Consider the following 23,727-nt stretch of genomic DNA (forward strand, 5'->3'; position numbering starts at 1 on the left):
GTTGATTAGCTGGTGATTGCTTTATTTTTCGTCTATTGCCCTTTGCAGGATAGCAAGCACTGTCTTCATGTCTTCAATAGGGACCTGCCCAGGAGCTGAACTGTTTTCTCCGACAGCAAAAGTAACCGCAGATCCGAAAGCGCCTCCGAACATACGGGTCAAGGAGCCGTACGCCCCCATCGACATTGTTATTACCGGTATTTTCAGTTTTTGTTTGGCGTCAAGCGTAACGCGCAGCAGGGTAAGGACATCTTCGAGATGATTTGGCATAACGGCGATTTTTGCGATATCCGCTTGCATGCGCTCTGCTTCTATAAGTTTTTTGTTCAATGTACCGACTTCTGGCGTACAATCGAAGTTATGATATGACATAATCATTTTAATGCCATGTTCCTTTGAAACGTTTCGTAAATGATTGATATCTTCCTTCGTATTGATTAATTCGTAATCAATAATGTCTGCGTTTCTGCTTTCGCAAATAGCCGAATACAGGCTTACCACTTCAGACTCCGATAAAGAAATCGGCTCTCCTCCTTCTTTGAAAGAACGTCGTGTGAAAATAAGTGGTGTATCTCCTGCCATCTGCTTGATGCTTTTGGCCAGATCGATAACGGCATACGTATCAGAGATCCCTTCAAAGAAATCGACGCGCCACTCCAGCAAATCAGGCTGTTTGGCGAGGATTTTCTCTGTTTCAGATAGAATGACTTCCTGTGTTTTTCCAACTAACGGTGTGCATATGAGTGGTCGTTTACCGTCACCTAATCGCTTGTCAGTCAGTTCAATTTGTTTTATCGTTTCGATGATAATCAATCCTCTTTCGTTAATGAAAATAATTGAACTCATTCTACATGCCGTTTTATAAACTTGCAATCCTATTTGTAAAAAATATAAGGAGCACTCCTTTATTCGGATATCGTATCCGGCTTTTTATCTTTGCTGGCTGTATAGAATAGGCGAGATACCGCAATACCAATGCCGCCAAGAACAATGAACAAGATGGCCCGGAAGAGAAGAGATACGTTTGGCAAATCAATAAAAATAACCTTTAATAAGGTAACGAAGATCAAAATGACGCCAAACAAACGCAAACGTGCTTCTTTCCTAATCATACCGTATACGACAGCGCTGACTGCGTACAGCACCCAAACGAACGACACAGCCAAATGTTTCATATCAAATGAAAGATTCTCAGCCAGGACATTCGTTTCCCGGGTCAAGAAGAGTAGCATGAGCGCGGTATGCGCCGTATACAATACCGTAAATATGTTTGGATTTGATGGAGTTACATGCGCTTCTGCAAGCTTTATATTGATATAAAACGTAATAACAAGTCCGATCCATAATACCGTTTCGATTGAGATAACTTGTTCGATGGAATAGTCTAGTATCGGTAAGGAGCCGAACAAGTAGAGAACGATAGCACTTCCGGCAAGCAGACGGGAACGCAGACGTATACCGGCGTAGAAAGCAGCGGTTGCTTCGATTAAAACTGCCAGATAAATGAGTGGTTGGTTATCGATCGTACGCGTAAAATAAAATGCTAACGAGAAGGAAGCGAGCGCAAGAAAAGCACCTGCTGTTTTTGCATTTCGTTTCCAGAAATAGATGGCGAGAAAGCTGTGCAGCAAAAAACCAGCCAGCGAGAGCAATTGAACCGACATTTCCTCATATCCAATATTTATCCAAAGCAATGTTAGTAAGAAGCATGCGAATAAAACGCCGGTTTGCGAATGTGCATACCAGTGACGGGTAAGAAGGCAGATCAGCAGAATAGCATACTGTGCAACGGAACCTGCAGCCAATAGGTCTATGTCTCCCTGTGTACCAATTGCATAAGCAACAAAGGCTGCCTGTAACAGAATGGATGAGGAGAAGTACAGCGTAATGTATTGCTTATGTATGGCGAAATATAGAAATCCTCCGTACAGAATCACCTCATAGCTGACAAATAGCCAGGTATTCGGCTCCTGGCTTTCCACAAGGAATGGAACAAGACATCCTGCAAGCGAGGCGAGAATGGCGAGCGCTTCCGAGCGGTAGCGGTGAGCCAGATACATTCCGCCTGCAATCCAGACCACATTAAGCAAGAAAGCGGGCGAAGCCGAGATAAAATCGTATAGTGCATGCATCGCGAATGTTGTCAGCATCGCCAGACAGACAGACCCACCGAGCAGTACCTGACCGAGTGCGCTTCGTTGTTGTTTTATTTGTCTATCTCCAAGCCAGAGAAAGGCACCTGAAGCGAGAAAGCCGAGCAGCACACGAACGGGTTCTGTAATGAGTCCTTTATCGACAGAAACTTTGAATGCCCAAATAACACCTAGCAGAAGCACGACAATAAAGATGCGCGGAAGCCAGATACGCCCGATAAGGTGCTCCCAATCCGTTTCTTCAGGCTCAGGGGCAAGGCTTTCCCATGAAAGGGATGACTTGGGCTGCGCCTCTGGAGAAGAAACTGGAGGTGGAGGAGCCATATTCTTTATCGGTTGATGGATAGCTTCTTTCTCATGAAGCATTCCTTTTAAACGGGTCACTTCTTGTTCCAATGAAGCGATCCGTTTTTCAAGTTCAAGAAAGTTCTGGTCTTTTTCCAAACAACTTCCCTCCTTTCCTTGTTGTTCCAATTATTACACAAAAAAGTGAAGAGGAGTAGCTTATTGCATCCAATTCATCATGGTCGGCAGAACAAAAGAGATAAGAATCGCTGTCAAACCCATTGCGATTCCGGCGATAGCACCAGCCAGTTCATCAGAAGATGCTGCGTGTGCAGCTCCTTGTCCGTGCGAGATCGTTCCCATAGCGAGTCCGTATGCAAAAGGGCTACGAATGCCTGCTCTGTTCATTAACCAGGGCCCTAACATCGTTCCGATCGTACCAGTCAGTACGACGAACGCCGCGCTGAGTGCAGGTACACCGCCGATAATACGTGTGATTTCCAGTGCAATGGGGATAGTAACGGACTTCACACTCATGGAAGCGACGATCTCGTCAGACAACTGGAAAGCCTGCGCGATGAGCACACCGGAAATTGTGGCAGATAGCGCACCGGCTGTCAGGCCGACAAAAGCTGGAAAGCTGTATTTCATAATCAACTGCCGATTTTTATATAACGGGACCGCTAATGCCACGGTTGCCGGACCGAGCAGAAAGGTCATAATATCTTTGGCAGGACCGTATTGTTCAAATGTAATGCCGCTTAGCAGGAGAACGATAATAATTAAGGCCATGCTGAAAAAGACAGGTGTCGTGAACGGAGAAGGATACTTGCGTGCGGCTATTCGGCTCAAAAGATAGGCTCCAACCGTAAGAGTGATACTACATAGCGTTATGAATGCGTTCATCGTGTTTCTCCTTTTTCCTCTTTTCGAGCGTCTGGGACGCATAACCAGTTACTAGAAATCCGACAATGGTACTAACCACAACCGTTCCTATAATTGCCGGGCCGTTTTTTAGGAATAGAGGGCCAAATTCCATCAATCCTACGGCAACGGGTATGAAGAAGAATGCCAGATGCCTGATGAGGAAGGAAGAAGCCCGCTCGATCCACTCCAGGCGAATGATGCCTGTAGCAAGGAGGATGAACAACAGAAGCATACCCATCATATTGCCGGGAACGGGAAGGTGTAGCCATCCGACCAGTATATACCCCAACTCATTGAGCACCCATAGTCCTGCAAGCTGAAGCACGATAAGAAATAGTGTTCTCATTACTTTTAGCCCCCGTTTATACTATTTATGATAAATTTCTTTCTTATTGTACGAGAGTACATATGAAATAGCTACACAATGAAACGTGGGTATTTTTGTGCAACCTGCATAATGACAGCATTCCTCGTTCCTCTATAGAATGGATGCAAACAGGTTCTCTCTTTTTAATGAAGGGAAAGAAGAGGAACGCAAAGGAGGGAAACGGGTGAAAGCACAATCGACAGCAGAGGTTCATGCCAGGCGTACAATTCCTTATTGGGTTAAAATTGTGGCTCTTTTTTTCGTAAGCTGGATATTTATTTATGGCAACCGGGCTATTCTCACACCGGTAATCGGAGAGGTAAAAGCCGAGTTTGGCATGACTAATGCCCAAATTGGATTAATGAACAGTCTGTTCTTTTTAGCATATACGGTTGTTCAGATTCCGGCAGGCATTGTCGGGGACACCTTTTCAAAAAAGTGGGTGCTTATCCCAGGCTTTTTTTTGTCGGGCGTCTGCCTTGCCATAACGGGTGCTGCTGAAAGCTTGTGGATAGTGACCTATGCCTGGGCACTTTCGGGCGTAGGACAAGGAACATATTATGGACCACAGTTCGCGTTATCTTCACAGGCTATCCCAGAAAAATATCGTACGCTTGGTAGTGCGATTATTAATAGTGGCAGTGCGTTCGGACTTTCGCTCGGGTTTATGGTTTCGAGCTATTTTACGCTTTCACAAGGATACAGCTGGCGAATTTCCTTCTATCTTTTCGCCGCTCTAACTATTATGGTAAGTCTTATCATGTGGATGATCATAAAGGAAGAGCCAAACATACGTAGAGAAAAAGAAAAGAACATGCAAAAAGCCCCATCGTTTACTATTCTCTCGATGAAAGTATTGTTTACGAACCGCAATCTTCTTGTTAGCTATGCTATATCATTTTGTTCCTTGTACGGGTTTTCTGTCATGGTTACGTGGTTACCGTATTACTTGCAGACAGAACGAGGGTTTGGCGGCAGCGAAGCCGGGGTGGTATCTTCTTTGCTTGCCTGGGCCTCATTGCCGGGTGCTCTGGCTTTCAGCTGGCTTTGTGATCGTTTAGGGAAGCGTAAGTTGTTGATGGCCATACTTATTCCGTGTGCAGCACTTTCTACCTTGGTCCTTGCTTATTCCCACGATTCCGTCTTCATTATCAGTGCACTTATTTGCTACGGGCTCACAGGGAAACTAGCGCTTGATCCCGTTCTTATCGCATTTGTCGCGGATAATGCACCAAAAGAATTGTACGGAACTGCATTTGGCGTTTATAATTTTGTTGCGATGAGTTCAACGATTTTTGCTCCATATCTTACAGGTTATTTAGCTGATCGCATAGGCAGCATGGAAATCGGATTCTACTTCTCTGCAGGGTTGCTTGTGATTAGTGTTTTCGCTTTGGCTTTTGCCAGGGAAAAAGGTAGAACGTAGGATGGTGAGGCAAATGGATATGGCGGATGTGTTGAGACTTCCGCTTCTTGCGAATGCATCTGTAGTTGCAGGACGTGTGGGTCTGACACGGGCAGTGGAAAATGTAAATATGATGGATGCACCTGATATTATTGGTTTTTTAAAACCAAATACGTTGTTATTGACGACTGCGTACGCTATGAAGGAGGCACCGCATGAAATCAGCAAACTTGTTACTCACATGGCCGAAAAAGGATGCGCTGGTCTGGGTATCAAGACAAAACGGTTTCTCGATGAAATCCCAACGTCGGCACTCGAGGCGGGTGAGCGTCTGACTTTTCCTATTATCGAAATTCCACTTGATGTAGAACTTGGAGATGTCTCGGCGCAGATTATTAGTCGTATCTTGAATGCCCAGACAGAAGAGTTGAGTTATGCGTTAGATATGAATAAACGATTCAGTCGTCTTGTCATGGGTGGACACGGCATTTCTGATGTCACGGCTGCGCTGTCTTCTGTTATATGCAAACCGGTACTCCTATATGATCATCGGGCCCGTCTGCTGGCTGAGGCATATCCGGATGGAGGTCATAGCCGCTTCTCGGCAGATCTTAAGGAACGGCTACAGGTCGTTATAGAAAAGAAAGCGAAACGCACAGACTTTCCCACCTGGTTCTCCTTGTGTGTGTCCCCTGAGAAAGCAGGGGAAGAGATAGCCTTATTTTCATTTGATGCAGGTCAGCAGCGCCGTGCATTTATCGCTGTTCCAGGGGCGGTAGGGGCAGACGAGATACTTTCCTTGCAGGCCATCAAACAGGCGGCGAACGTATTCGGCTTCGACTTTATGAAGCAATATGCATTAGAGGAGCATATGCGCCGTGCAAAAAATGAATTTTTAAGCGATGTACTGGATGCGGTAACTCGTTCGGAAGAAGAAATCGCCAGCCGTGGCAAGCGCTACGGGCTTCATAAGGATCAGGCCTATCAGTGCGTTGTGGCTAAAGTGGATGATAGCTCAAAGCTATACAGCAAAACATTCATCCATAAAGAGGAGCAAATACGTGGATTTAAAGACCGGTTATATGAAAAGATAGAAGAAGTGCTAGCACACCGAGAAGAAGGAGCTGTTTTGTTTACAAAAAGCGAATACTTCGTTATCTTATTTCCTCTGATGGAGCGGAACAAGAAGGATAAGCGTGAACTGATACATATTCTGATGACCATTCAAGAGGAAACGGAAAGAGATTTTCATATTAATCTTTCATTCGGTATTGGTAACGAGGCGGATCGATTGTTAGATATCGCATATAGCTTTCAAAAGGCACTAGAAGCATTGCAAATGGGCTATGCCTCCCGTAAAATCCGCTTTATCGAGTCGTACCGGATGAAAGAGCTAGTAGATGTTCTTCGATTGATTCCTGATGAGGCGCTAGAGAATTTTTATCGTGGCACATTGAAAGAGCTGGCGGACCCGGATGAAACAGAGAAGGTAGAGTTGGCCCGTACGCTGGCGATATATTTAGATAACCATTGTCAGGTTGGTGAGACGGCTAAGCAACTCTTTCTACACCGGAATACGGTGGCATACCGTCTGAACAAGTGTGAAGAGGTTCTTGGATACAGTGTAAAAAGCCCGAATGACACACTACGTCTCCGTGTTGCCTTTCTTATCGGCTCTATGCTAAAGCTGAATCAGCAGATGGAAAGTTGACACAAAGCCAGTTATCGCGTAAAACAGTATTGTCGGCTGCAAAAGAAGCCTTACTATATGGCAGAGGTGAAGAGAGTGACGGAAGGGGTTTTTTTGCGAATTGACAAAGGCGAGCCCCATAGGGAGAAAGAACTTGTTCCGCTACAGGAAGGGGAGTTACTGTTAGGGCGTATCGGCAGAGAAAATGCACCGGATGTTACATTCACAAGCCCGTATATTTCCCGCAGGCATGCCGCGATTCGCTTTGAGAACGGTCAGTTTACCATTACGGACCTGGCAAGCAAACATGGAGTGCAGGTAAATGGCTACGAAATTGAACAAAACCGACCGTACATACTGAAAAACAGTGATAAAGTTAATCTGGCTAAAGGTGTCGTTCTCCTTACTTTCGTTAACAATAACGAAATTGAACTGGAGCCAACTCTGGAATTTACAAATCCCTTATTGAAGATGCAAGCAGAGCCGCAAGGGCTGGTTGTTTATCCGGAAAGACGGGAAATCCTGATTGACGGGTGCCCGCTGCTTCTATCAGGCAAGCATACGGAATTGCTTATTATGCTGTATCTGAAGCGGAACCAGGCGGTCAGCTATGATGAGATTAAGGTAAAGATATGGCCCGAGAGAATAACGGATGATAGCCAGGAAGCTCCCGATGTCGGAAAAGATGAGATTAACGCCCTGATTTATCGCTTGCGTAAAAAGCTAGGCAGGCATGGAGAGCGCATCATAACCGTGCCCCGTTACGGCTATATGCTGGATTTGGAGTAGGATAACAAAACATCATAACGAAAAGCAGGGAAAAGAACATTCGTTCAATGGTAGCACCTTGCTTTTCCTTCTTTGTTTTCCGAATATTCAAACACTTATCATGGAAAAATCATCTCCTCGCTATGTTTTCTTTTGCTCAATCGAAGTACACTTATTACAAGGACATACAAAGCGAGGGATAAGATATGAACTATCATGTTGAAGGGACGTTTTCCTGGGACGCCAACGGTTTTCCCGCGATTCGATTAGAAAACGGGACAATGCCGCTCGCCGACGGGAAGGAAATTAGGGTAAGTAACGGGGAAGATTGGATAAGCGGTATTCATATATACGGCGATCTTCTTCGCGGCGGCAGAACAGAAATGCTGCAGCCAGGAGCTAGAATCAGGATTCTCAATAAATAAATCATTACATATATGTGAAAAAATCAGCCACCTTTACAACAGCCATTTAGTTTAGAAGGTGGCTTTTTGCCATTTCACTCAGTATAGAAGAAGTAACAGGGCTAAAGGCAGTTTTTAAAGAAGTAAATCATATAATTGATAATTCAATGGCAAATGAGTTAACGAAGTGAAGAGGAATAAAACGGCTATAGCCTTTTTAATTTCCATTCCCTCCCTGATTTTACTTATAATATTTTACCATATATGTAATTTAATTGTAGAAAACTGAATCCGTAATGATAATATCTTGACTTCTCTTCAGGCAGGAGGGAAACTGGTTCAGATGTTGTCAAAGCGTAGGATTAAATTTTTTACATTGCGCATTCAGATACTATACGAGAAGAGATATGTAATCTGAACTTGTATTTTGAATAACTATAGGAGAAATTATTCTAAAATTTGATGTGTTTGTACATGTTACAAAGCGCGAGTATAGCAGCTTTATAGAGTACAGTCTGCCCTTCTGCCAAAACCGGTGGAAGGGCTTTATTTTTGCCCATAGATGTTCCGGAAATCTTCAGTTCGATTATGTATTTATCTTGTATGGAAATAAATGTAGGAATAATCCATATGTTGAATCGCTATAAAACAAACTAAAAACAACAAAAAACAATTTAAAAACAAAAATTAATGTGTGATTAATATAAGATTAATATTCTGTGTTTATAGTTAAAGACGTCAGATACGTTTCATATTTTGATGAAAAAGCGAGGGAGAAGTAAATGAAAAGAGGGAGCAGTATTGTTATCGCAATATGCATGCTAATGACGCTGTTTTTAACGGCATGCGGCCAGGACAAAGCGGCCAGCAGCGGAAAAGCGACAGGCGACAGTAGCAAACCGTCGGAGCTAACGGTATATACGGCGTTAGAAGATGACCAGATTCCTACATATCTCGAATCGTTTGAAAAGCAGTATCCGAGTGTCAAGCTGAATATTGTACGTGATTCTACAGGTGTCATTACGGCGAAGCTGCTGGCGGAGAAGGACAATCCGAAAGCAGATGTAGTCTGGGGCGTAGCCGCAACAAGTCTACTGGTGCTTGAACAGAAAGGAATGCTGGAAAGCTATGCACCAAAGAATGTGGAACGAGTACTACCGGAGTTTAAGGATACGAAAAATCCTCCGAACTGGGTCGGTATCGACGCCTGGGAAACGGCATTCATCGTAAATAAAAAAGAGCTAGAAAAGCATAATTTACCAATTCCACAGTCTTATGAAGATTTGATGAAACCGGAATACAAAGGCATGATCGTGATGCCCAACCCGTCTTCATCTGGTACAGGCTATCTGACAGTCTCTGCGTTCCATCAATTGTTCGGTGAACAAAAAGCGTGGGAGAATCTAGACAAGCTACACCAGAATATAGGCGTATATACACATTCCGGTTCCAAGCCGGCTAAAATGGCAGCTCAGGGCGAATATCCGATCGGAATCTCGTTTGGCTATCGCGGCATTAAAGAACAGAAGAAGGGAGCACCGGTCGAAGTCGTGTTTCCGAAGGAAGGCTCCGGATGGGATGTGGAGGCAAATGCGCTAATTAAGAAAAAGGATATCAAACCGGAGGCGAAGCAGTTCCTCGATTGGGCCATCGGCGATGAAGCGATGAAGAAGTACAGCGAAAACTTCGCGATTGTGAGCGTAAAACAGGAAGGTCAGAGCATTCCAGAAGGCTATACGAAAGATCCGCTTCAACAACTTATTAAGAACGATTTAAACAAGGCAGCGGAAAAACGTGACGACATTTTACAAGAATGGGATAAACGATATAACGCCAAGAGCGAACCGAAGCAATAATTTTGTAGGAAAGGGAGTGTTGAACGGTGAGCGAAGCTTATCTCTCCGTACGCAGTGTATCAAAACAGTTCGGCGAATGCACTGTATTGAACGATATTAGTTTCGATATTAAAAAACAGGAATTCGTATGCTTGCTTGGCCCAAGCGGATGCGGGAAAACAACGCTCCTGCGTATTCTGGCCGGATTGGAGCAGCCGAATCAGGGGCGCATTATGATAGATGGCAGGGACATTACGTCTCTTCCCCCGGCACAACGCAATTTCGGCATGGTGTTCCAATCATATGCGTTGTTTCCAAATCTGACCGCATATCAGAATGTAGCGTACGGATTGAAAAGCCGCAGGCTGTCAAAACAAAACATTGATGAGAAGGTACGCGAGGTCCTCGCGATGGTAGACCTTGAGCATGCGGCGAACAAGTATCCAGCCCAACTGTCTGGTGGGCAACAGCAACGTATTGCACTTGCTCGTGCGCTTGCGCTGTCCCCTGATTTCCTGCTGCTTGACGAGCCGCTGTCAGCGCTCGATGCTAAGGTTCGGCTTAAGCTGCGCCGTGAGATCCGTACACTACAGGAGAAACTCGGAATTACCACCATTATGGTGACGCATGATCAAGAAGAAGCATTAACAATGGCGGACAAAATTGTCGTAATGAACAATGCGGAAGTTGTACAAATCGGTACACCGTATGACGTGTACGAGCGGCCCAATAGCCCCTTTGTAGCTGATTTTATTGGCACGATTAATTTCCTTCCTTCTTCTCGTCTGGCCCATTATACGACAGATCAGGAGGCGCTGTTTGCCGTGCGCCCGGAGCACATCCGAGTGACGGAACAGAAGAGCGAGACAGGCATGCAGGCGATCGTACGGGACATTGAATTCCGTGGTCCATTCTACAGGGTCATGCTGGAGATGATGGACGAGCAGAATAAAACATTAAGCCAGTATATGACACTGGATGTATCGGCACACGCATCAAAAACGATCCGGTTAGAGAAGAATAAGCGGCTGTCGCTGGAACTACCGATAGAAAGGCTGATTTCGTTTGAAGAAAGCATGGTTGCAAAATGAGCAGGGTAAGGTGAGCTTTTTACCTGCATCACCGGTGCGAAGAAAAGTAAGCCGCGACGAATGGATACAGCGCGTACTTCTTATCGTAATGCTAGCAGCGCTTGCGATAGGAGTGCTTCTCCCGCTTATCGATTTGTTTGGCAAAGCGCTTGTCGATGAGGCTGGTACATTCATAGGTTTTGCAAATTTCGTAAAGTATTTTTCTACGCCGGCCCTTGTCCAATCGCTAGGGAATACATTGTACATATCATCGGTGACGACGGTGGTATCTGTTACGCTCGCATTCCTGTACGCATATGCACTGCATCGAACCGCGATAAAGGGAAAAGCCTTCTTCAAATACATCGCCCTATTGCCGCTGTTCGCTCCTACGATGATGCACGGTATTGCGCTGACGTATTTGTTCGGTAATCAAGGCGTGGTGACGAATGGCTTTTTCGGTCTATTTCCAGCCGGTATTGACATTCATCTCTATGGGCCGGTAGGGATTATTCTAGCCGAGATTATTTATACATTCCCACAGGCTTTTCTTATCCTGAGCGTATCGTTGGCCGTAGCGGACTATACGCTGTATGAAGCAGCCGACACGCTTAGGGCGGGACGTATGCGCACATTTTTTACCGTAACACTACCTGGCATAAAATATGGTCTCATTAGTGCCCTGTTTGTAGTATTCACGCTAAGTTTCACCGATTTCGGCGCTCCGAAAATCGTGGGCGGGCAGTACAACGTACTGGCGACCGACATTTATAAGCAAGTGATCGGACAGCAGAATATGACGATGGGAGCGACTGTAGGTATGATTCTATTGGTGCCTGCATTGCTTGCCTTCATAGTAGATCGTCTGGCAGAACGGAAACAAGGGGCGTTTATTACAGCGAAGTCGAAGCCGTACCGCCTGGATAAGAAGCCTATACGCGACACTATCTACTCTGTCTACTGCCTTTTGATAGCGGCAGGAATTCTAGTCATGCTCGGTGCTGTAGTGTTGGCGGCATTGGTGAAAGTATGGCCATATGATTTGACGATTACGCTTGCCCACTTCGATTTTACTAATGTGGCAGGCGAAGGCTTTACACCATATTGGAACAGTTTGCTTGTTGCAGGTATTAGTGCAGTAATCGGAACAGTCGTGACGTTTATCAATGCATATTTAATCGAGAAAACGAGGGTGTTCCCGGCTGTGCGGCAAACGGGTTATTTTCTGTCCATCATGCCAATGGCTCTACCGGGATTGGTCATCGGGCTGGCTTATATTTTCTTCTTTAATAGTCCTGGCAACCCATTGAACTGGATGTATGGAACTGTATCCATTCTGGTGCTAGCTAACATCGTACATTTCTATTCCGTGGCGTTTATTACAGCAACCAGCGCTCTTAAAAAATTGGATAAAGAGTTCGAGCTTGTTTCTGAGTCAATGAGAGTGCCGTTCTATAAAACTTTTTTCCGGGTGACGGTACCGATGACGCTCCCCGCCATTCTTGAAATTACAGTGTACTATTTTGTGAATTCGATGGTTACGATTTCGGCGGTCATCTTTTTGTATGCTGCAGATCTAAAGCTGGCTGCGGTAGCAATCGTCAATATGGATGATGCGGGAGATATAGCGCCTGCAGCGGCAATGTCCGTGTTGATTCTAGTAACGAATATCTTGGTTCGTCTTGCATATGAACTGATTACGCGCGGTATCCGGAGACGGACGGATGCCTGGCAGAAGCGGTAATGAAAGGATGAAGAACATGGTACAGGCGGTTATTTTTGATTGGGCTGGTACGACGGTGGATTACGGGTGTTTTGCTCCGGTAGCTGCATTTGTTGCTGCATTTAAAAACAAAGGTATTACAATCACAGTGGAAGAGGCACGCATTCCCATGGGGCTGCCGAAGCGAGATCATATCGCCGAGATTTGCCGGATGGAGAGAGTAGCTGGTATCTGGCAAGAAAAATACGGAAGATCGCCGGATGAAGCAGATATAGACAGTATGTATGCCGATTTCGAAACGATGCTGCTGTCTACCCTAAAAGAATATGCAACACCGATACCGGGAGCGATTGAAGCCGTGGAACAACTACGTGCGCAAGAAATTAAAATCGGCTCTACAACAGGATATACATCCGAGATGATGGATATTATCGCACCGGAGGCCGAAAAACAAGGCTACGTACCGGACGTACTGGTGACGCCAGATATGGTAGCGGCAGGACGACCGTATCCGTGGATGTGTTATGTGAATGCGATGAGATTAGGTGTTTATCCGATGCACGATATTGTGAAAGTCGGTGATACGGTAAGCGATATGAGAGAAGCCGTCAATGCCGGCGTATGGGCGGTCGGCGTGATCAAAGGAAGCAACGAACTTGGTATGAACGAAGCCGAGATAGAAGCGTGTCCATCGGATGAGTTAGCGGAAAAAATGCAGATAGTCAGAAAACGCTTTGAGGCGGCTGGAGCCCACTATGTCATTGAATCCATTCACCAGCTTCCTGATGTTGTTGATGTAATCAGTGAGCGGTTAAAACGGAAAGAGTATCCGATATTTGGTACACAGGAGGGAATTGCAAGATGAAGACGGATGTATTACCGGATAACCCGTATGTATTGCTAACACCGGGTCCCTTATCTACGACAAAAACAGTCAAAGCGGCTATGCTGCGTGACTGGTGTACGTGGGATAACGAATACAATGAAATCGTGCAGGGGATCCGGAGTCGCCTAGTACAGCTTGCAGGCGAGAATACGGATGCGTATACAGCGGTGCTGATGCAGGGAAGCGGCACGTTCTGCGTAGAATCTGTCATCGGCTCTGCTCTTCCACAGGACGGGAAGCTTTTGGTGCTTACTAATGGAGCATATGGACAACGGATCGTACAAATGGCTTGCATGTTAGGTATCGAAACGATAGCGGTAGATTCAGGGGAGATAACGCCTGTGGACATAGAGCGTATGGAGGAATATCTTCGTCAGGACGCTTCCATTACCCACGTGGCGGTCGTACATACAGAGACAACAACCGGGATGCTGAATCCGATTGCAGATGTGGGCCGCGTTGCCAAGGCTTACGACAAACGATTTATCGTTGATGCGATGAGCAGTTTCGGAGGCATAGCGATAGATGTGCTGAAGTTGGGGGCCGATTTCTTGATTAGCAGCGCTAATAAATGCATACAGGGCGTGCCGGGCTTTGGATTTATTATTGCTCACCGGGACGCACTTGCAGAATGCCAGGGACGCGCACGTTCGCTTTCGCTTGATTTGTACGATCAATGGAAAACAATGGAGGAACAAAATGGAAAATGGCGCTTCACATCGCCGACACATGTGGTGCGGGCGTTTGACCAAGCTTTACGGGAGCTCGAAGAAGAGGGTGGAATAGAGCGACGCGAAGCCCGCTATCGCAGCAACCAGAGAACGCTTGTGGAAGGCATGGAGCAGATTGGATTTTGTACTCTTCTCGAAAAACAGTCTCAGTCGCCGATTATTACATCATTTTATTATCCAGACAGCCCGCTGTTTACGTTTGAAGAATTCTATGATCGACTGAAAGTGAAAGGATTTGTTATTTATCCGGGCAAGATTACAGTTGCTGATACGTTCCGGATTGGTAGCATCGGGGATGTATATCCAGAAGATATGGAGCGTTTGGTGGAAGCTGTAAAACAGAATCGCTTCTGGTAAAAGGGAAAAAATACGATATGATGGAGAGGATGACATACAATGAAAGTACTATGCCTTGGTGGAGCCGGAAGAATTTGTCGTGAAGCAGTACTCGATTTGGTGCAGTATTCTTCGTTTGAGAAAATTACTGTAGCGGATTTCAATGAGGAAGAAGGACGCAAGATAGTGGAATGGCTAAACGATCCGCGCGTTGATTTCCAAAAAGTCGATGTACGTGACCGGGAAGCAACGGTTGCACAGATGAAGGGTTATGATATCGTCATGGACGGTACGACGATTAAATTAAACGGCCTATCTACCGCTTGCATTGCAGAAGCGGGCTGCCATGGCATTAACTTAAATGGATTCGGTGAAGAAGAAGCGACGGATCAGACGTTTAGAGAAAACGGAAAAACATGTGTCCCAGGCTTTGGTATGACTCCGGGCGTTACGCAAATGATGGCGATGCACGCGGCAAGTCAGCTTGATAGTATTGAAAGCATACGTGTCAGCCATGGGGCGTTTCGACCGATAGCTTTCTCGAAATCGATTGCCGAGACGACCAGCTATGAGTATGATCCCGATCTGCCAGGCCGTGTCGTCTATGAGGACGGGGAATTTGTTCAGGTACCACCGTTTGCGAGGCCGCGAGAGATTCAATTGCCGGAGCCGTACGGAACGACTGTGCAATATATTATTCCTCATGCAGAGACGCGGACGCTTTCTAAAGCACTGGCGCATAAAGGGGTACAATTGATTGAAGTGCGTGGTACGTGGCCCAAGAAAAATATGCAGCTTGTGCGTGCACTGTATGATTGGGGTATTTTACGTAACGAAAGCATTCAAGTGGGCGGAACGGAAATTGGTATCATGGATTGCGTAAGCGAATATTTGTTCCATTCCAAAGAAGGAACAGAGACGGAGTTGTACGGTTACGCGCTTCATGTTGAAGTCATCGGAATGAAAGAGGGAAAGCGGCTACAGCATACACTGACACATACGCATCCGGCTTCCGATGGTTCAGTGCCCGGATGGGAAGGCTTGCGTGCCTATACGCGTAATGTAGGAATTCCGATGGCTGTTGCCACCGAAATAATCGCGCGCGGTGAGGTGAAGCATATCGGTGTTATTACGCCGGAAGAGGCGTTTAGCCCGGCTGTGATATTTGCAGAGCTTGAGAAACGGCAGATTTTCATTCATGAACAAATCGAAGAGTTGGCCGGGGAACCGACGATGACAGAAAGCACAGTTCGCGCCTGACGTCAGGTTTTCCGCCGTAAAATAGGAGGCTTTATACACGTGTCGCTTGTTGGAGAAGAAAGAAAGCAGTACATCCTACATCTGTTGCATGAAACGGGTAAAGTGAGAACAAATGAACTGGTTGAACAGCTTGAAGTGTCTTCCGAGACGATTCGCCGCTATTTAGAAGAGCTGGAAGGAGAACAAAAGCTGAAGCGGGTGTACGGGGGAGCCGTAAAAGTAAACTATGGTAAAGAAGAACCGTCTCCGTACGCCAGGGAGATTCTGAATGCGGAAGAAAAGAAGAGAATTGGCCGGGTGGCAGCCCGGCTTGTCGAGGACAACGATAGCATTATCATTGATGACGGTACGACCACCTTGCAGATGGTGCATTATCTTACTGGCAAGCAGGGCATTACAGTCCTTACAGCTTCTGTGCCGACGCTCTCTCTTCTTTTGCAATATGAGAATCAAGGCATGTTTTCAGGTGATATTTACTTCATTGGTGGTAAAGTAAATACGAAGCATTTTCGAACATCCGGCTCCCTGGCGGAACAGATGCTGGAGAACTTCTATGTTGATAAAGCGTTTATTGCTATCGATGGAATTTCTCCGCATCGTGGAGTGACAAGCTATGATGCCGAGCGGGCTGTTCTGGCCCGCAAATTTATGGAGCATGCGACTCGAAGTATCGTACTGGCAGATAGTTCTAAATTCGGCGTTAGTAACTTTTATAAGTTAGCGGAGCTTCAGGATGTTGATATGATTATTAGTGAAGCTACGCCGCCTGACGAGTGGAAGAATATACATGGCGTAGAAAAAACCGAATGGATAATTGCAGAGTAATATAAGCCGGTGAAAATCCCGGCTTCTTTGCGTGTATATGAATTAGAAAATTTGTAACAGAAATTACTTAGTTTAGTATGTGAATTATGTTATAAATATAGATAATGGTTTTATTGTTTTGTGATTGTTCGTAAGGGGGTACATGATATGAACGAAGCTAGCACCGTAAAAAAAGTAGTTATCGGCGCTTTTCTGCTCGCTGACATTGTGTTGGTTGTTGGCACATTGTACGTGGTTTTTGCTAAAGGAATATTATAATATAATGGCTGAGGCCGCCTTTTAGGGCGGCTTTTTGCATGTATTCAAAAGGTTATAAGGAGGAAAGATGAATGCGAATCGGAGTGGTTTCAGATACGCACATGCCATCACGCGCCAAACGGTTACCTGAAGCTCTAGTACGGGGGTTGCAGGGCGTGGAGCTTATTCTGCATGCCGGAGACTTTACGTCACCTGAAGTAATTGTTGAGCTCGAAACAATTGCGCCGATAGAAGGCGTGGCTGGAAATAATGATGGAGAAGAGATTGTTTCCCGATTCGGACGCAGAAAGGTGTTGACATATAAAGGCTTCCGTATTGGATTGGTGCATGGGGACGGGAAGAGCAAAACAACGGAGCGCAGGGCGCAAGATGCATTTGCGGAAGACGAGGTTGATATCATCGTTTTCGGACATTCCCATACTCCGTTAATGCGAGAAGTCGAAGGCGTGCTGTTGTTCAATCCAGGTTCTCCGACCGATAAACGCCGACAACCTCAGTTTTCCTATGGGATTCTGGAATTGGGGACGGAGATAAAGGCTGAACATTATTTTTATGATTCGAAATTATAATACTTGATACCAGCCAAGTTTTCTTTATTGGTGTGGAACTGTGTGGCACTCCGACCCTCGTGCCACACAGCGGTCCATTAGCTTCTTTGCCGAAAAAGGACGAGCGAAGGCGCCTGCGAGCTTTTCTGATTATTGCTGCGTCAGGACGAGCGGGCCATCTTTCGTAATGGCAACGGTGTGTTCATACTGCGCCGATAGGCTTCCATCGAGGGTCCGTGCCGTCCATTCATCGTCTTCGACATACATTTTATATGTGCCGACATTTATCATCGGTTCGATGGTAAAGACCATGCCTTCCTTCAGACGGACGCCTTTGCCCGGTTTGCCTACATGCATGTATGTAGGATCTTCATGTATCGACTGTCCAATGCCATGTCCGAGCAGATCGCGTACGACTGAAAACCCTGCTCCTTCAGCATGAGCTTGAATGGCATGTGCTACATCACCGATTCGGTTACCTGCTAGCGCTTTTTCTATGCCCAGATCCAGACATTCACGGGTCACTGTTAATAGTCGCTGTGCTTCCGTGGAAATCGTGCCAACCGCATATGTCCAGGCTGAATCTGCCAGCCAGCCGTTCAGGTTGACTACCATATCAATAGTCACAATATCGCCGTTCTTGAGCGGTTTTTTGTTCGGAAATCCATGGGCGATTACATCGTTAACAGAGGCACAGGTGGCAAAGGGGAAGCCACGGTACCCTTTTTGTTCGGGAGTCGCTTTATGCTTTTTCAGAAATTTTTCCGTGAAGCTGTCGATTTCCCTCGTTGTGATGCCTGGCTCTATTAGGGAGGCGATTTCTCTGTGGCAAGCCGCGAGAATTTCCCCCGCTTCTTTCATTAGTGAGATTTCTCTTGCGGTTTTCAGAATAATCATGTGCATGGCTCCTCTATCTCTGTGTTTATATTATTCATCATATCTTTCCCGAGCCTCGTTTGCCATTAAACTTCCGCTTTTTTTTCGTTTAATTGAAAAAGGAAACGGGTATTATGTAGTAACTTTATTTCAATAAAAACGGGAGGATATACTATTGCTGCATAGAATGGATGCACGAAAGAAGATGGCGGAGTTCAGTGTCGGTGACATGGTTATGCACAAGGAACTGGGACGTGGCATTATCCGTGCGATTGATAATGAGCTGGTCAATATTGAATTTGACGGAGAGAGTAAACAACTGAATTTTGAAGTGCTGTTGAAGAACAAATTACTTGATAAATGCAAACCGGAATAAAAGCGAAGGGCTCGGCATGTTTCATTGCCGGGCCCCTGTTATGTTAAAGGATAAGAAAGTATATGTCGCTGTAAAGTTTTGTTGGTTCGCCCGAAGTGCCACACAGCGGCCGTTTGGCTTCTTTGTGGAAAAAGGACGAGCGGCGACGCCCACGCGTTTTTCTTACTTGCAATGTAATTTACACTTTATACCCCATTCTTGCATCGACGGTAATAAAAAGAATTCCCGAAGATGCATCATACTCAATCTTCGGCGTATCTTTTGCATAATACCACCACTTATAAATGGGTATATCCCCGGATAGTTCATTAACAAACAAGTTAAGCTCCTCCCGGTGTTGCATAATATTGCGTATGGCTTCCTCATCTTTGATATGAACAACAAATGTCCAGTGGTCGGTATCCAGAGAGCGCACTTCAAATGATGCATGGTCCCGCATGGCGTCGAAGAATAATCGACTCCCAATCGCATGACGAATCAGCAAATTCTGCTTCCTGTTCATACGAATGTCCCTTTCCTCCGCTTAAAAATCAAAATTATCCGGATCGGGACCGATGCGCTTGTCTTCGTTTAGTGCATCGATTCGTTCCATATCTTCTGCTGATAATGTGAAGTCGAATACATCCGCATTTTGGATAATTCGTTCTTCATGCACGGATTTAGGAATTGTAACGATTTCATGCTGCAAATCCCAGCGCAGAATGACCTGGGCCGCCGTTTTTCCGTATTTGTCCCCGATTTCTATTAGTACGGGATGTTTCAGCAACTCGCCACCCTGTCCCAGTGGGCTCCATGCTTCCATCTGGATTCCGTGTTTTTTGCAGTAAGCGCGCAGTTCTTTTTGGTTGAGGAGAGGATGAAATTCCACCTGGTTCACCATTGGCTTAATCTCGCTGTCTGCCATCAAATCGTCAAGATGATGCGGTTGGAAATTGCTGACACCGATGGCGCGTACACGTTCTTCTTTATACAATTTCTCGAGAGCACGCCATGTATCTTTGTATTTTCCTTTAACTGGCCAATGAATGAGGTACAGGTCGATATATTCGAGGCCCAGCTTGTTCAGGCTTGTCTCGAACGCTTGCAGCGTGGAATCGTAACCCTGGTCCGCATTCCAGACTTTCGTGGTGATAAATAGTTCTTCGCGCGGCACACCACACTCTTGAAGCGCCTTGCCGACCCCTGTCTCATTGCCATAGACTGCCGCGGTATCAATGCTACGATAGCCTGCTTTTATGGCTGCTTTAACCGCATTTTCTACTTCGCTACCTTCCTTCGATTTCCATACTCCAAGGCCAACCCGGGGCATTTTGACACCGTTGCTGAGTGTTGTACCTTCCGCGAGATGATTTGCCATGTTTTTCTCCTCCTTTATGTAATTCAACTCTTATCCTACCATAATTTTTCCGATTTCATAAAAAACTAACCTATTGTATGTACGTATTTTTGCAAAAGATGAAAAGGCGATGTGGAATATACGCTTTTTTTTCGTCCGCTGCATACATTGTGGTAAACAATTTTTGTAGCGCATACAGAGGAGAGGATTGCCGTGCCTAAAACGCTCATTTTGAGTAAGCCTGTCATTGCCATTACTGGCAGCGCCGGAAAAACAACGACGAAAGAAATGATTGCCTCTATCCTGAGAACCCGATGGCGTATTTTTGCATCATACCGCAGCTTTAACCAGCATACGTGTTCTGCGCGCAACGCGAAGCGGATCCGCCCATTTCATCGTGCTGCAGTACTTGAGTTCGGTATGGGTGCACGCGGACAAATTCGAAAGCATTGTCAGTTCATCCGTCCGAATATGGGGGTTGTTACAAATGTCGGCACAGCGCATATTGGAAACGTAGGTGGAAGTGTGCGAGGCATCGCCCAGGCGAAATCCGAATTGATAAAGTATATGAAGCAAACGGGCTATTTGGTGACAAATGCGGACGATTTAAATTCCGAACTGTTGGAGACAAAAAAGTTCCAGGGTACGATTGTCACGGTCGGCATTAAAAAGAAAGCCAATTTCCAGGCGGGCAATATTCGCTATGAGAAGAGCGGAATGAGATTTGATATACAGCTCGACAAGAAGCTGCAATCGTTTTATATTCCGATTTACGGAGAGCACAATGTGTATAATGCGCTGAATGCTATTGCTATCGCCCATAAGCTTGGATTTACGCCGGAAGAAATACGCTCTGGGCTTGCCTCGTACAAGCGGACACCGCACCGTCTAAATGTCTTCCGTTATGGAAGAGGGCTGACGTTGATTGATGATTCATGCAGTGCCAACCCGAACGCCGTACGGGCTGCGCTTGAGGTATTGAACAAAATAGACGGGAAAACGAAGGTTGCTGTGCTGGGTACGATGCTTGCGATGGGCAAGTATTCGTCCGAAGCCCATGGGGAAGTCGGGAAATGCGTAGCAGATACCGGCATTGATTATTTGTATACGTATGGTAAAAAGGCTCAGCTTATTGCATTAAGTGCGATCCGCTGCGGTTTTCCGGCCAAGAGGATTAGGATGTTCGAGACGGAGGAGGAGCTTCGTCGGGCGGTTCTTGCCTGTTTAAAACCAAACACTGTCATTCTGCTCAAAGCATCTCACAAAATCGGATTGGAGAAAACAGTACATTATGTAAAAGAGCGGGCAATAAGCAAAGGATGGAAGCAGTTGATATGAGTCAAGGAGAAGCTAGTTCGTCTCCGCTACTAACTGCCAGGGCTGCTTGCCTTATGGATGCGGAGAGCGGACGGATACTGTGGGAGAAGAACGCCCACAGTCCACTGTCTCCTGCTAGTATGACCAAAATGATGACTGCACTGCTTGTAATGGAACAGGTAGCCAGCAAAAAATTATCGCTTAGAGAACAAGTCCGGGTGAGCCACCGAGCCTCCGCTGTCCGTGGATCTAGCATGAGGCTTCGGATCGGGGAACGGATTACCGTTCGTGCACTTTTGACAGGGCTTCTAATCGCGTCTGGAAATGACGCCGCCATCGCGTTGGCTGAACATATAGCCGGAAGCGTTCCGTCATTTGTAAAACGAATGAATGTAAAGGCTGTACGTCTTGGACTTGTGAATACACAATTCCGCAACCCGCACGGTCTATCTGTTCAGGGGCATCATGCTACTGCTTTCGACATGTGTATCATTGCACGTGAGCTTACACGGCATACAGAAGTACTGCGTATCACCTCACGCAAACAAGCAATCATACAACGAAGCGGACGGTCAAATCATCGGCTTCGCAACACGAACACGCTGCTAGGGATGTACCCTGGCGTCGATGGATTAAAAACGGGATACACACCTCGTGCGAAATATTGTCTGTGCGCCACTGCGCCGCATCCAAAACTTGGCCGATTAATTGCTGTTGTGATGGGAACTCCGACAAAAAAGAGGCGTAATGAAGAAGCTGCGGCCCTGCTTGCCTATGCAGATACGTTCACATAGAGCCGATTAATCATCGAGTGTGAAGCCCATACCGTATTTACGCAGCCGGTACTGCAGGCTTTGTCGACTAATGCCGAGTTCGCGGGCCGCTCGTGACACGTTGTTCCCATTCTTTTCAATGACATGGCGGATGTATTTTTTTTCGAATGCCGCCATTCGGCTTTTCAAATCATGCGGGACATGAGCAAAGCTGGTATCTGTCTCTTCCGCTTTTGTTTCAACGGGTAGCGGACTTACATCGTATACTGGAACTTCTTCGGCCTCGCCTCTTGATAGATGCAACAGCTTCCGCCGAATGTGATGAGGCAAGTGCTGCATACCGATCTCCACTTCATCGGCAATGAAGTTCATCGTTCCTTCGATTGCATGTTCAAGTTCCCGTACATTGCCCGGCCAACCATATTCATGGAAGGAATGCAGTACATCCGGGTGGATGCTCTCTACATTCATATGGAATAATCGATTGTATTTCTGGATAAAGTGAAAGGCTAATTGTTCAATATCAGGTTGTCGTTCCCGAAGGGGTGGAATGAACAAGGTGACGACACCAAGCCGATAATACAAGTCTTTGCGCAGACGCTCACCTGCGATCGCATCGATCGGATCTTCGTTCATCGTCGCGATGATACGTACATCAATCTCCATGTCTTTCGTATCACCGATACGGCGAATCTTCTTCTCCTGCAAGGCTCGCAGCAGTTTGGCCTGCAGAGGAGGACTCATCGAGTTAATCTCATCGAGCAGGAGTGTGCCGCCCCGGGCTTGTTCGAATAGACCCGGCCGTTCGATCGCTCCTGTAAAGGCGCCGCGCTTTGTGCCGAACAGAAGCCCTTCGATAAGGTGTTCTGGTAATGCCGCACAGTTCTGCGAGATGAACGGACCGGATGAGCGAGTGCTGTCATTGTGAAGGCTCTGGGCGAACAATTCTTTGCCCGTTCCAGTTTCTCCGACGATGAGTACGGAAGAGGAGGTGCGGGCTGCGCGGCGTCCCATGTCGATAACTTCGCGGATGGCTGCGCTCTCCCCGATAATGCTCTCGAATACGTAGCGCGTGTCTTTGTCCTTTAGAAAGTTTTCACGCAGCATATGTTCCATACGTGTAATGTCGTTAGCGAGTTCAAGCGCTGCCACAGTCTGTTCTTGTTCCTGAATCGGAAATGTATTATTAATTGTTGTAATTTGCTTACCTTTTGCGTTGAAGTACGTTTGCTTTACATTTTTTGTCGTCTCGCCCTGATGCAGTGCACGCAACAGGGTACTCTCTTGTTCTTCAGTAAACGTAAAGACATCAAGCAAGCTTTTTCCAAGCACGGTTTCTTTTTTCATTGCTTCGATTTCAGACATTTTTTCATTGTAGATAATCGATACGCCATCTTCATCGATAACATGAATTCCTTCGTTAATTTGGTCGAGGATATATTCGTAAATTCGTAGCTTCCGTTCCAATTTCTCTCTTTCTGATATGTTCATTTTTTGCACCCCGTTTTATCGCTGGTTTTATACCTGCAATAAAATTAATCATGGATATGCAAAAAAATCAAGCACATAAATAAAAAC

General features: G+C 46.0%; 23 protein-coding genes. 15 read left to right on the forward strand and 8 right to left on the reverse strand.

Annotated features, from left to right (window positions below; translation table 11 throughout):
• Positions 1-21: 21 nt before the first annotated feature.
• The 4 genes from aroD to AF333_RS11640 are packed head-to-tail and all read right to left on the reverse strand — an operon-like array spanning position 22 to position 3,711.
• Positions 22-846, reverse strand: coding sequence for a type I 3-dehydroquinate dehydratase (gene aroD, locus AF333_RS11625; RefSeq protein WP_080787825.1), 825 nt, complete (start codon positions 844-846; stop codon positions 22-24).
• A 59-nt stretch (positions 847-905) separates the two neighbouring features.
• The gene (locus tag AF333_RS11630; RefSeq protein ID WP_043066961.1) at positions 906-2,597 is read right to left on the reverse strand and encodes a DUF2339 domain-containing protein; all 1,692 of its coding nucleotides are present in this window, start codon (positions 2,595-2,597) and stop codon (positions 906-908) included.
• A 60-nt stretch (positions 2,598-2,657) separates the two neighbouring features.
• Positions 2,658-3,344 carry an LrgB family protein gene (locus AF333_RS11635; RefSeq protein WP_043066960.1) on the reverse strand — a complete coding sequence of 229 codons (687 nt, stop codon included), beginning with the start codon at positions 3,342-3,344 and terminating at the stop codon, positions 2,658-2,660.
• Entirely contained in the window at positions 3,319-3,711 is a 393-nt protein-coding gene (locus AF333_RS11640) for a CidA/LrgA family protein (RefSeq protein WP_043066959.1), read from the reverse strand. The genes AF333_RS11635 and AF333_RS11640 overlap by 26 nt, the downstream gene beginning before the upstream one ends.
• 205 nt (positions 3,712-3,916) lie before the next feature.
• Here AF333_RS11640 and AF333_RS11645 point away from each other — a divergent pair, with 205 nt between their 5' ends.
• The 12 genes from AF333_RS11645 (at position 3,917) to AF333_RS11700 (ending at position 17,492) form a co-directional block, all read left to right on the forward strand.
• Positions 3,917-5,158 carry an MFS transporter gene (locus AF333_RS11645; protein WP_043066958.1) on the forward strand — a complete coding sequence of 414 codons (1,242 nt, stop codon included), beginning with the start codon at positions 3,917-3,919 and terminating at the stop codon, positions 5,156-5,158.
• A gap of 13 nt (positions 5,159-5,171) precedes the next feature.
• On the forward strand, positions 5,172-6,848 hold the full coding sequence (locus AF333_RS11650; RefSeq protein ID WP_043066957.1) for a PucR family transcriptional regulator: 1,677 nt from the start codon (positions 5,172-5,174) through the stop codon (positions 6,846-6,848).
• A 66-nt stretch (positions 6,849-6,914) separates the two neighbouring features.
• Entirely contained in the window at positions 6,915-7,616 is a 702-nt protein-coding gene (locus AF333_RS11655; RefSeq protein ID WP_235496394.1) for an FHA domain-containing protein, read from the forward strand.
• Positions 7,617-7,801: 185 nt separating this feature from the next.
• Positions 7,802-8,020: a hypothetical protein gene (locus AF333_RS11660; protein ID WP_043066955.1), complete on the forward strand. Its 219-nt coding sequence runs from the start codon at positions 7,802-7,804 to the stop codon at positions 8,018-8,020.
• 761 nt (positions 8,021-8,781) lie between these two features.
• Positions 8,782-9,855 (forward strand): putative 2-aminoethylphosphonate ABC transporter substrate-binding protein, encoded by a 1,074-nt coding sequence (locus AF333_RS11665; protein WP_043066954.1) that lies wholly within the window; start codon positions 8,782-8,784, stop codon positions 9,853-9,855.
• Between the two features lie 26 nt (positions 9,856-9,881).
• Complete coding sequence (locus AF333_RS11670; RefSeq protein ID WP_043066953.1) at positions 9,882-10,925, forward strand: putative 2-aminoethylphosphonate ABC transporter ATP-binding protein; 1,044 nt, start codon at positions 9,882-9,884, stop codon at positions 10,923-10,925.
• Between the two features lie 88 nt (positions 10,926-11,013).
• Complete coding sequence (locus AF333_RS11675) at positions 11,014-12,648, forward strand: putative 2-aminoethylphosphonate ABC transporter permease subunit (protein WP_139189068.1); 1,635 nt, start codon at positions 11,014-11,016, stop codon at positions 12,646-12,648.
• Between the two features lie 16 nt (positions 12,649-12,664).
• Positions 12,665-13,492, forward strand: a complete 828-nt coding sequence (gene phnX / locus AF333_RS11680; protein WP_043066984.1) for a phosphonoacetaldehyde hydrolase — start codon at positions 12,665-12,667, stop codon at positions 13,490-13,492.
• Entirely contained in the window at positions 13,489-14,601 is a 1,113-nt protein-coding gene (phnW, locus tag AF333_RS11685; RefSeq protein ID WP_043066952.1) for a 2-aminoethylphosphonate--pyruvate transaminase, read from the forward strand. The genes phnX and phnW overlap by 4 nt, the downstream gene beginning before the upstream one ends.
• Before the next feature lie 39 nt (positions 14,602-14,640).
• Positions 14,641-15,840 (forward strand): saccharopine dehydrogenase family protein, encoded by a 1,200-nt coding sequence (locus AF333_RS11690; RefSeq protein ID WP_043066951.1) that lies wholly within the window; start codon positions 14,641-14,643, stop codon positions 15,838-15,840.
• A 39-nt stretch (positions 15,841-15,879) separates the two neighbouring features.
• Positions 15,880-16,665 (forward strand): DeoR/GlpR family DNA-binding transcription regulator, encoded by a 786-nt coding sequence (locus AF333_RS11695; protein WP_043066950.1) that lies wholly within the window; start codon positions 15,880-15,882, stop codon positions 16,663-16,665.
• 329 nt (positions 16,666-16,994) lie between these two features.
• A complete protein-coding gene (locus AF333_RS11700) occupies positions 16,995-17,492 on the forward strand; it encodes a metallophosphoesterase family protein (protein ID WP_043066949.1) in 498 nt (165 codons plus the stop codon).
• Positions 17,493-17,621: 129 nt separating this feature from the next.
• On the opposite strand, the gene map is transcribed toward AF333_RS11700, so the two are convergent.
• Positions 17,622-18,368 (reverse strand): type I methionyl aminopeptidase, encoded by a 747-nt coding sequence (map, locus tag AF333_RS11705; protein ID WP_043066948.1) that lies wholly within the window; start codon positions 18,366-18,368, stop codon positions 17,622-17,624.
• A 154-nt stretch (positions 18,369-18,522) separates the two neighbouring features.
• Here map and AF333_RS11710 point away from each other — a divergent pair, with 154 nt between their 5' ends.
• Positions 18,523-18,723, forward strand: a complete 201-nt coding sequence (locus AF333_RS11710) for a hypothetical protein (RefSeq protein ID WP_043066947.1) — start codon at positions 18,523-18,525, stop codon at positions 18,721-18,723.
• Between the two features lie 178 nt (positions 18,724-18,901).
• On the opposite strand, the gene AF333_RS11715 is transcribed toward AF333_RS11710, so the two are convergent.
• Both AF333_RS11715 and AF333_RS11720 read right to left on the reverse strand, forming a co-directional pair.
• Complete coding sequence (locus AF333_RS11715; RefSeq protein WP_043066946.1) at positions 18,902-19,225, reverse strand: hypothetical protein; 324 nt, start codon at positions 19,223-19,225, stop codon at positions 18,902-18,904.
• Between the two features lie 21 nt (positions 19,226-19,246).
• Positions 19,247-20,080: an aldo/keto reductase gene (locus AF333_RS11720; RefSeq protein WP_043066945.1), complete on the reverse strand. Its 834-nt coding sequence runs from the start codon at positions 20,078-20,080 to the stop codon at positions 19,247-19,249.
• A gap of 192 nt (positions 20,081-20,272) precedes the next feature.
• Here AF333_RS11720 and AF333_RS11725 point away from each other — a divergent pair, with 192 nt between their 5' ends.
• Both AF333_RS11725 and AF333_RS11730 read left to right on the forward strand, forming a co-directional pair.
• Entirely contained in the window at positions 20,273-21,397 is a 1,125-nt protein-coding gene (locus tag AF333_RS11725; protein WP_043066944.1) for a UDP-N-acetylmuramoyl-tripeptide--D-alanyl-D-alanine ligase, read from the forward strand.
• Positions 21,394-22,170 (forward strand): D-alanyl-D-alanine carboxypeptidase family protein, encoded by a 777-nt coding sequence (locus AF333_RS11730; protein WP_052812174.1) that lies wholly within the window; start codon positions 21,394-21,396, stop codon positions 22,168-22,170. The genes AF333_RS11725 and AF333_RS11730 overlap by 4 nt, the downstream gene beginning before the upstream one ends.
• A gap of 6 nt (positions 22,171-22,176) precedes the next feature.
• Here the strand turns inward: AF333_RS11730 and AF333_RS11735 are convergent, their stop codons facing one another.
• Complete coding sequence (locus tag AF333_RS11735; protein ID WP_043066943.1) at positions 22,177-23,640, reverse strand: sigma-54 interaction domain-containing protein; 1,464 nt, start codon at positions 23,638-23,640, stop codon at positions 22,177-22,179.
• Between the last annotated feature and the right edge of the window lie 87 nt (positions 23,641-23,727).

This window comes from Aneurinibacillus migulanus, assembly GCF_001274715.1.
Taxonomy (GTDB): domain Bacteria; phylum Bacillota; class Bacilli; order Aneurinibacillales; family Aneurinibacillaceae; genus Aneurinibacillus; species Aneurinibacillus migulanus.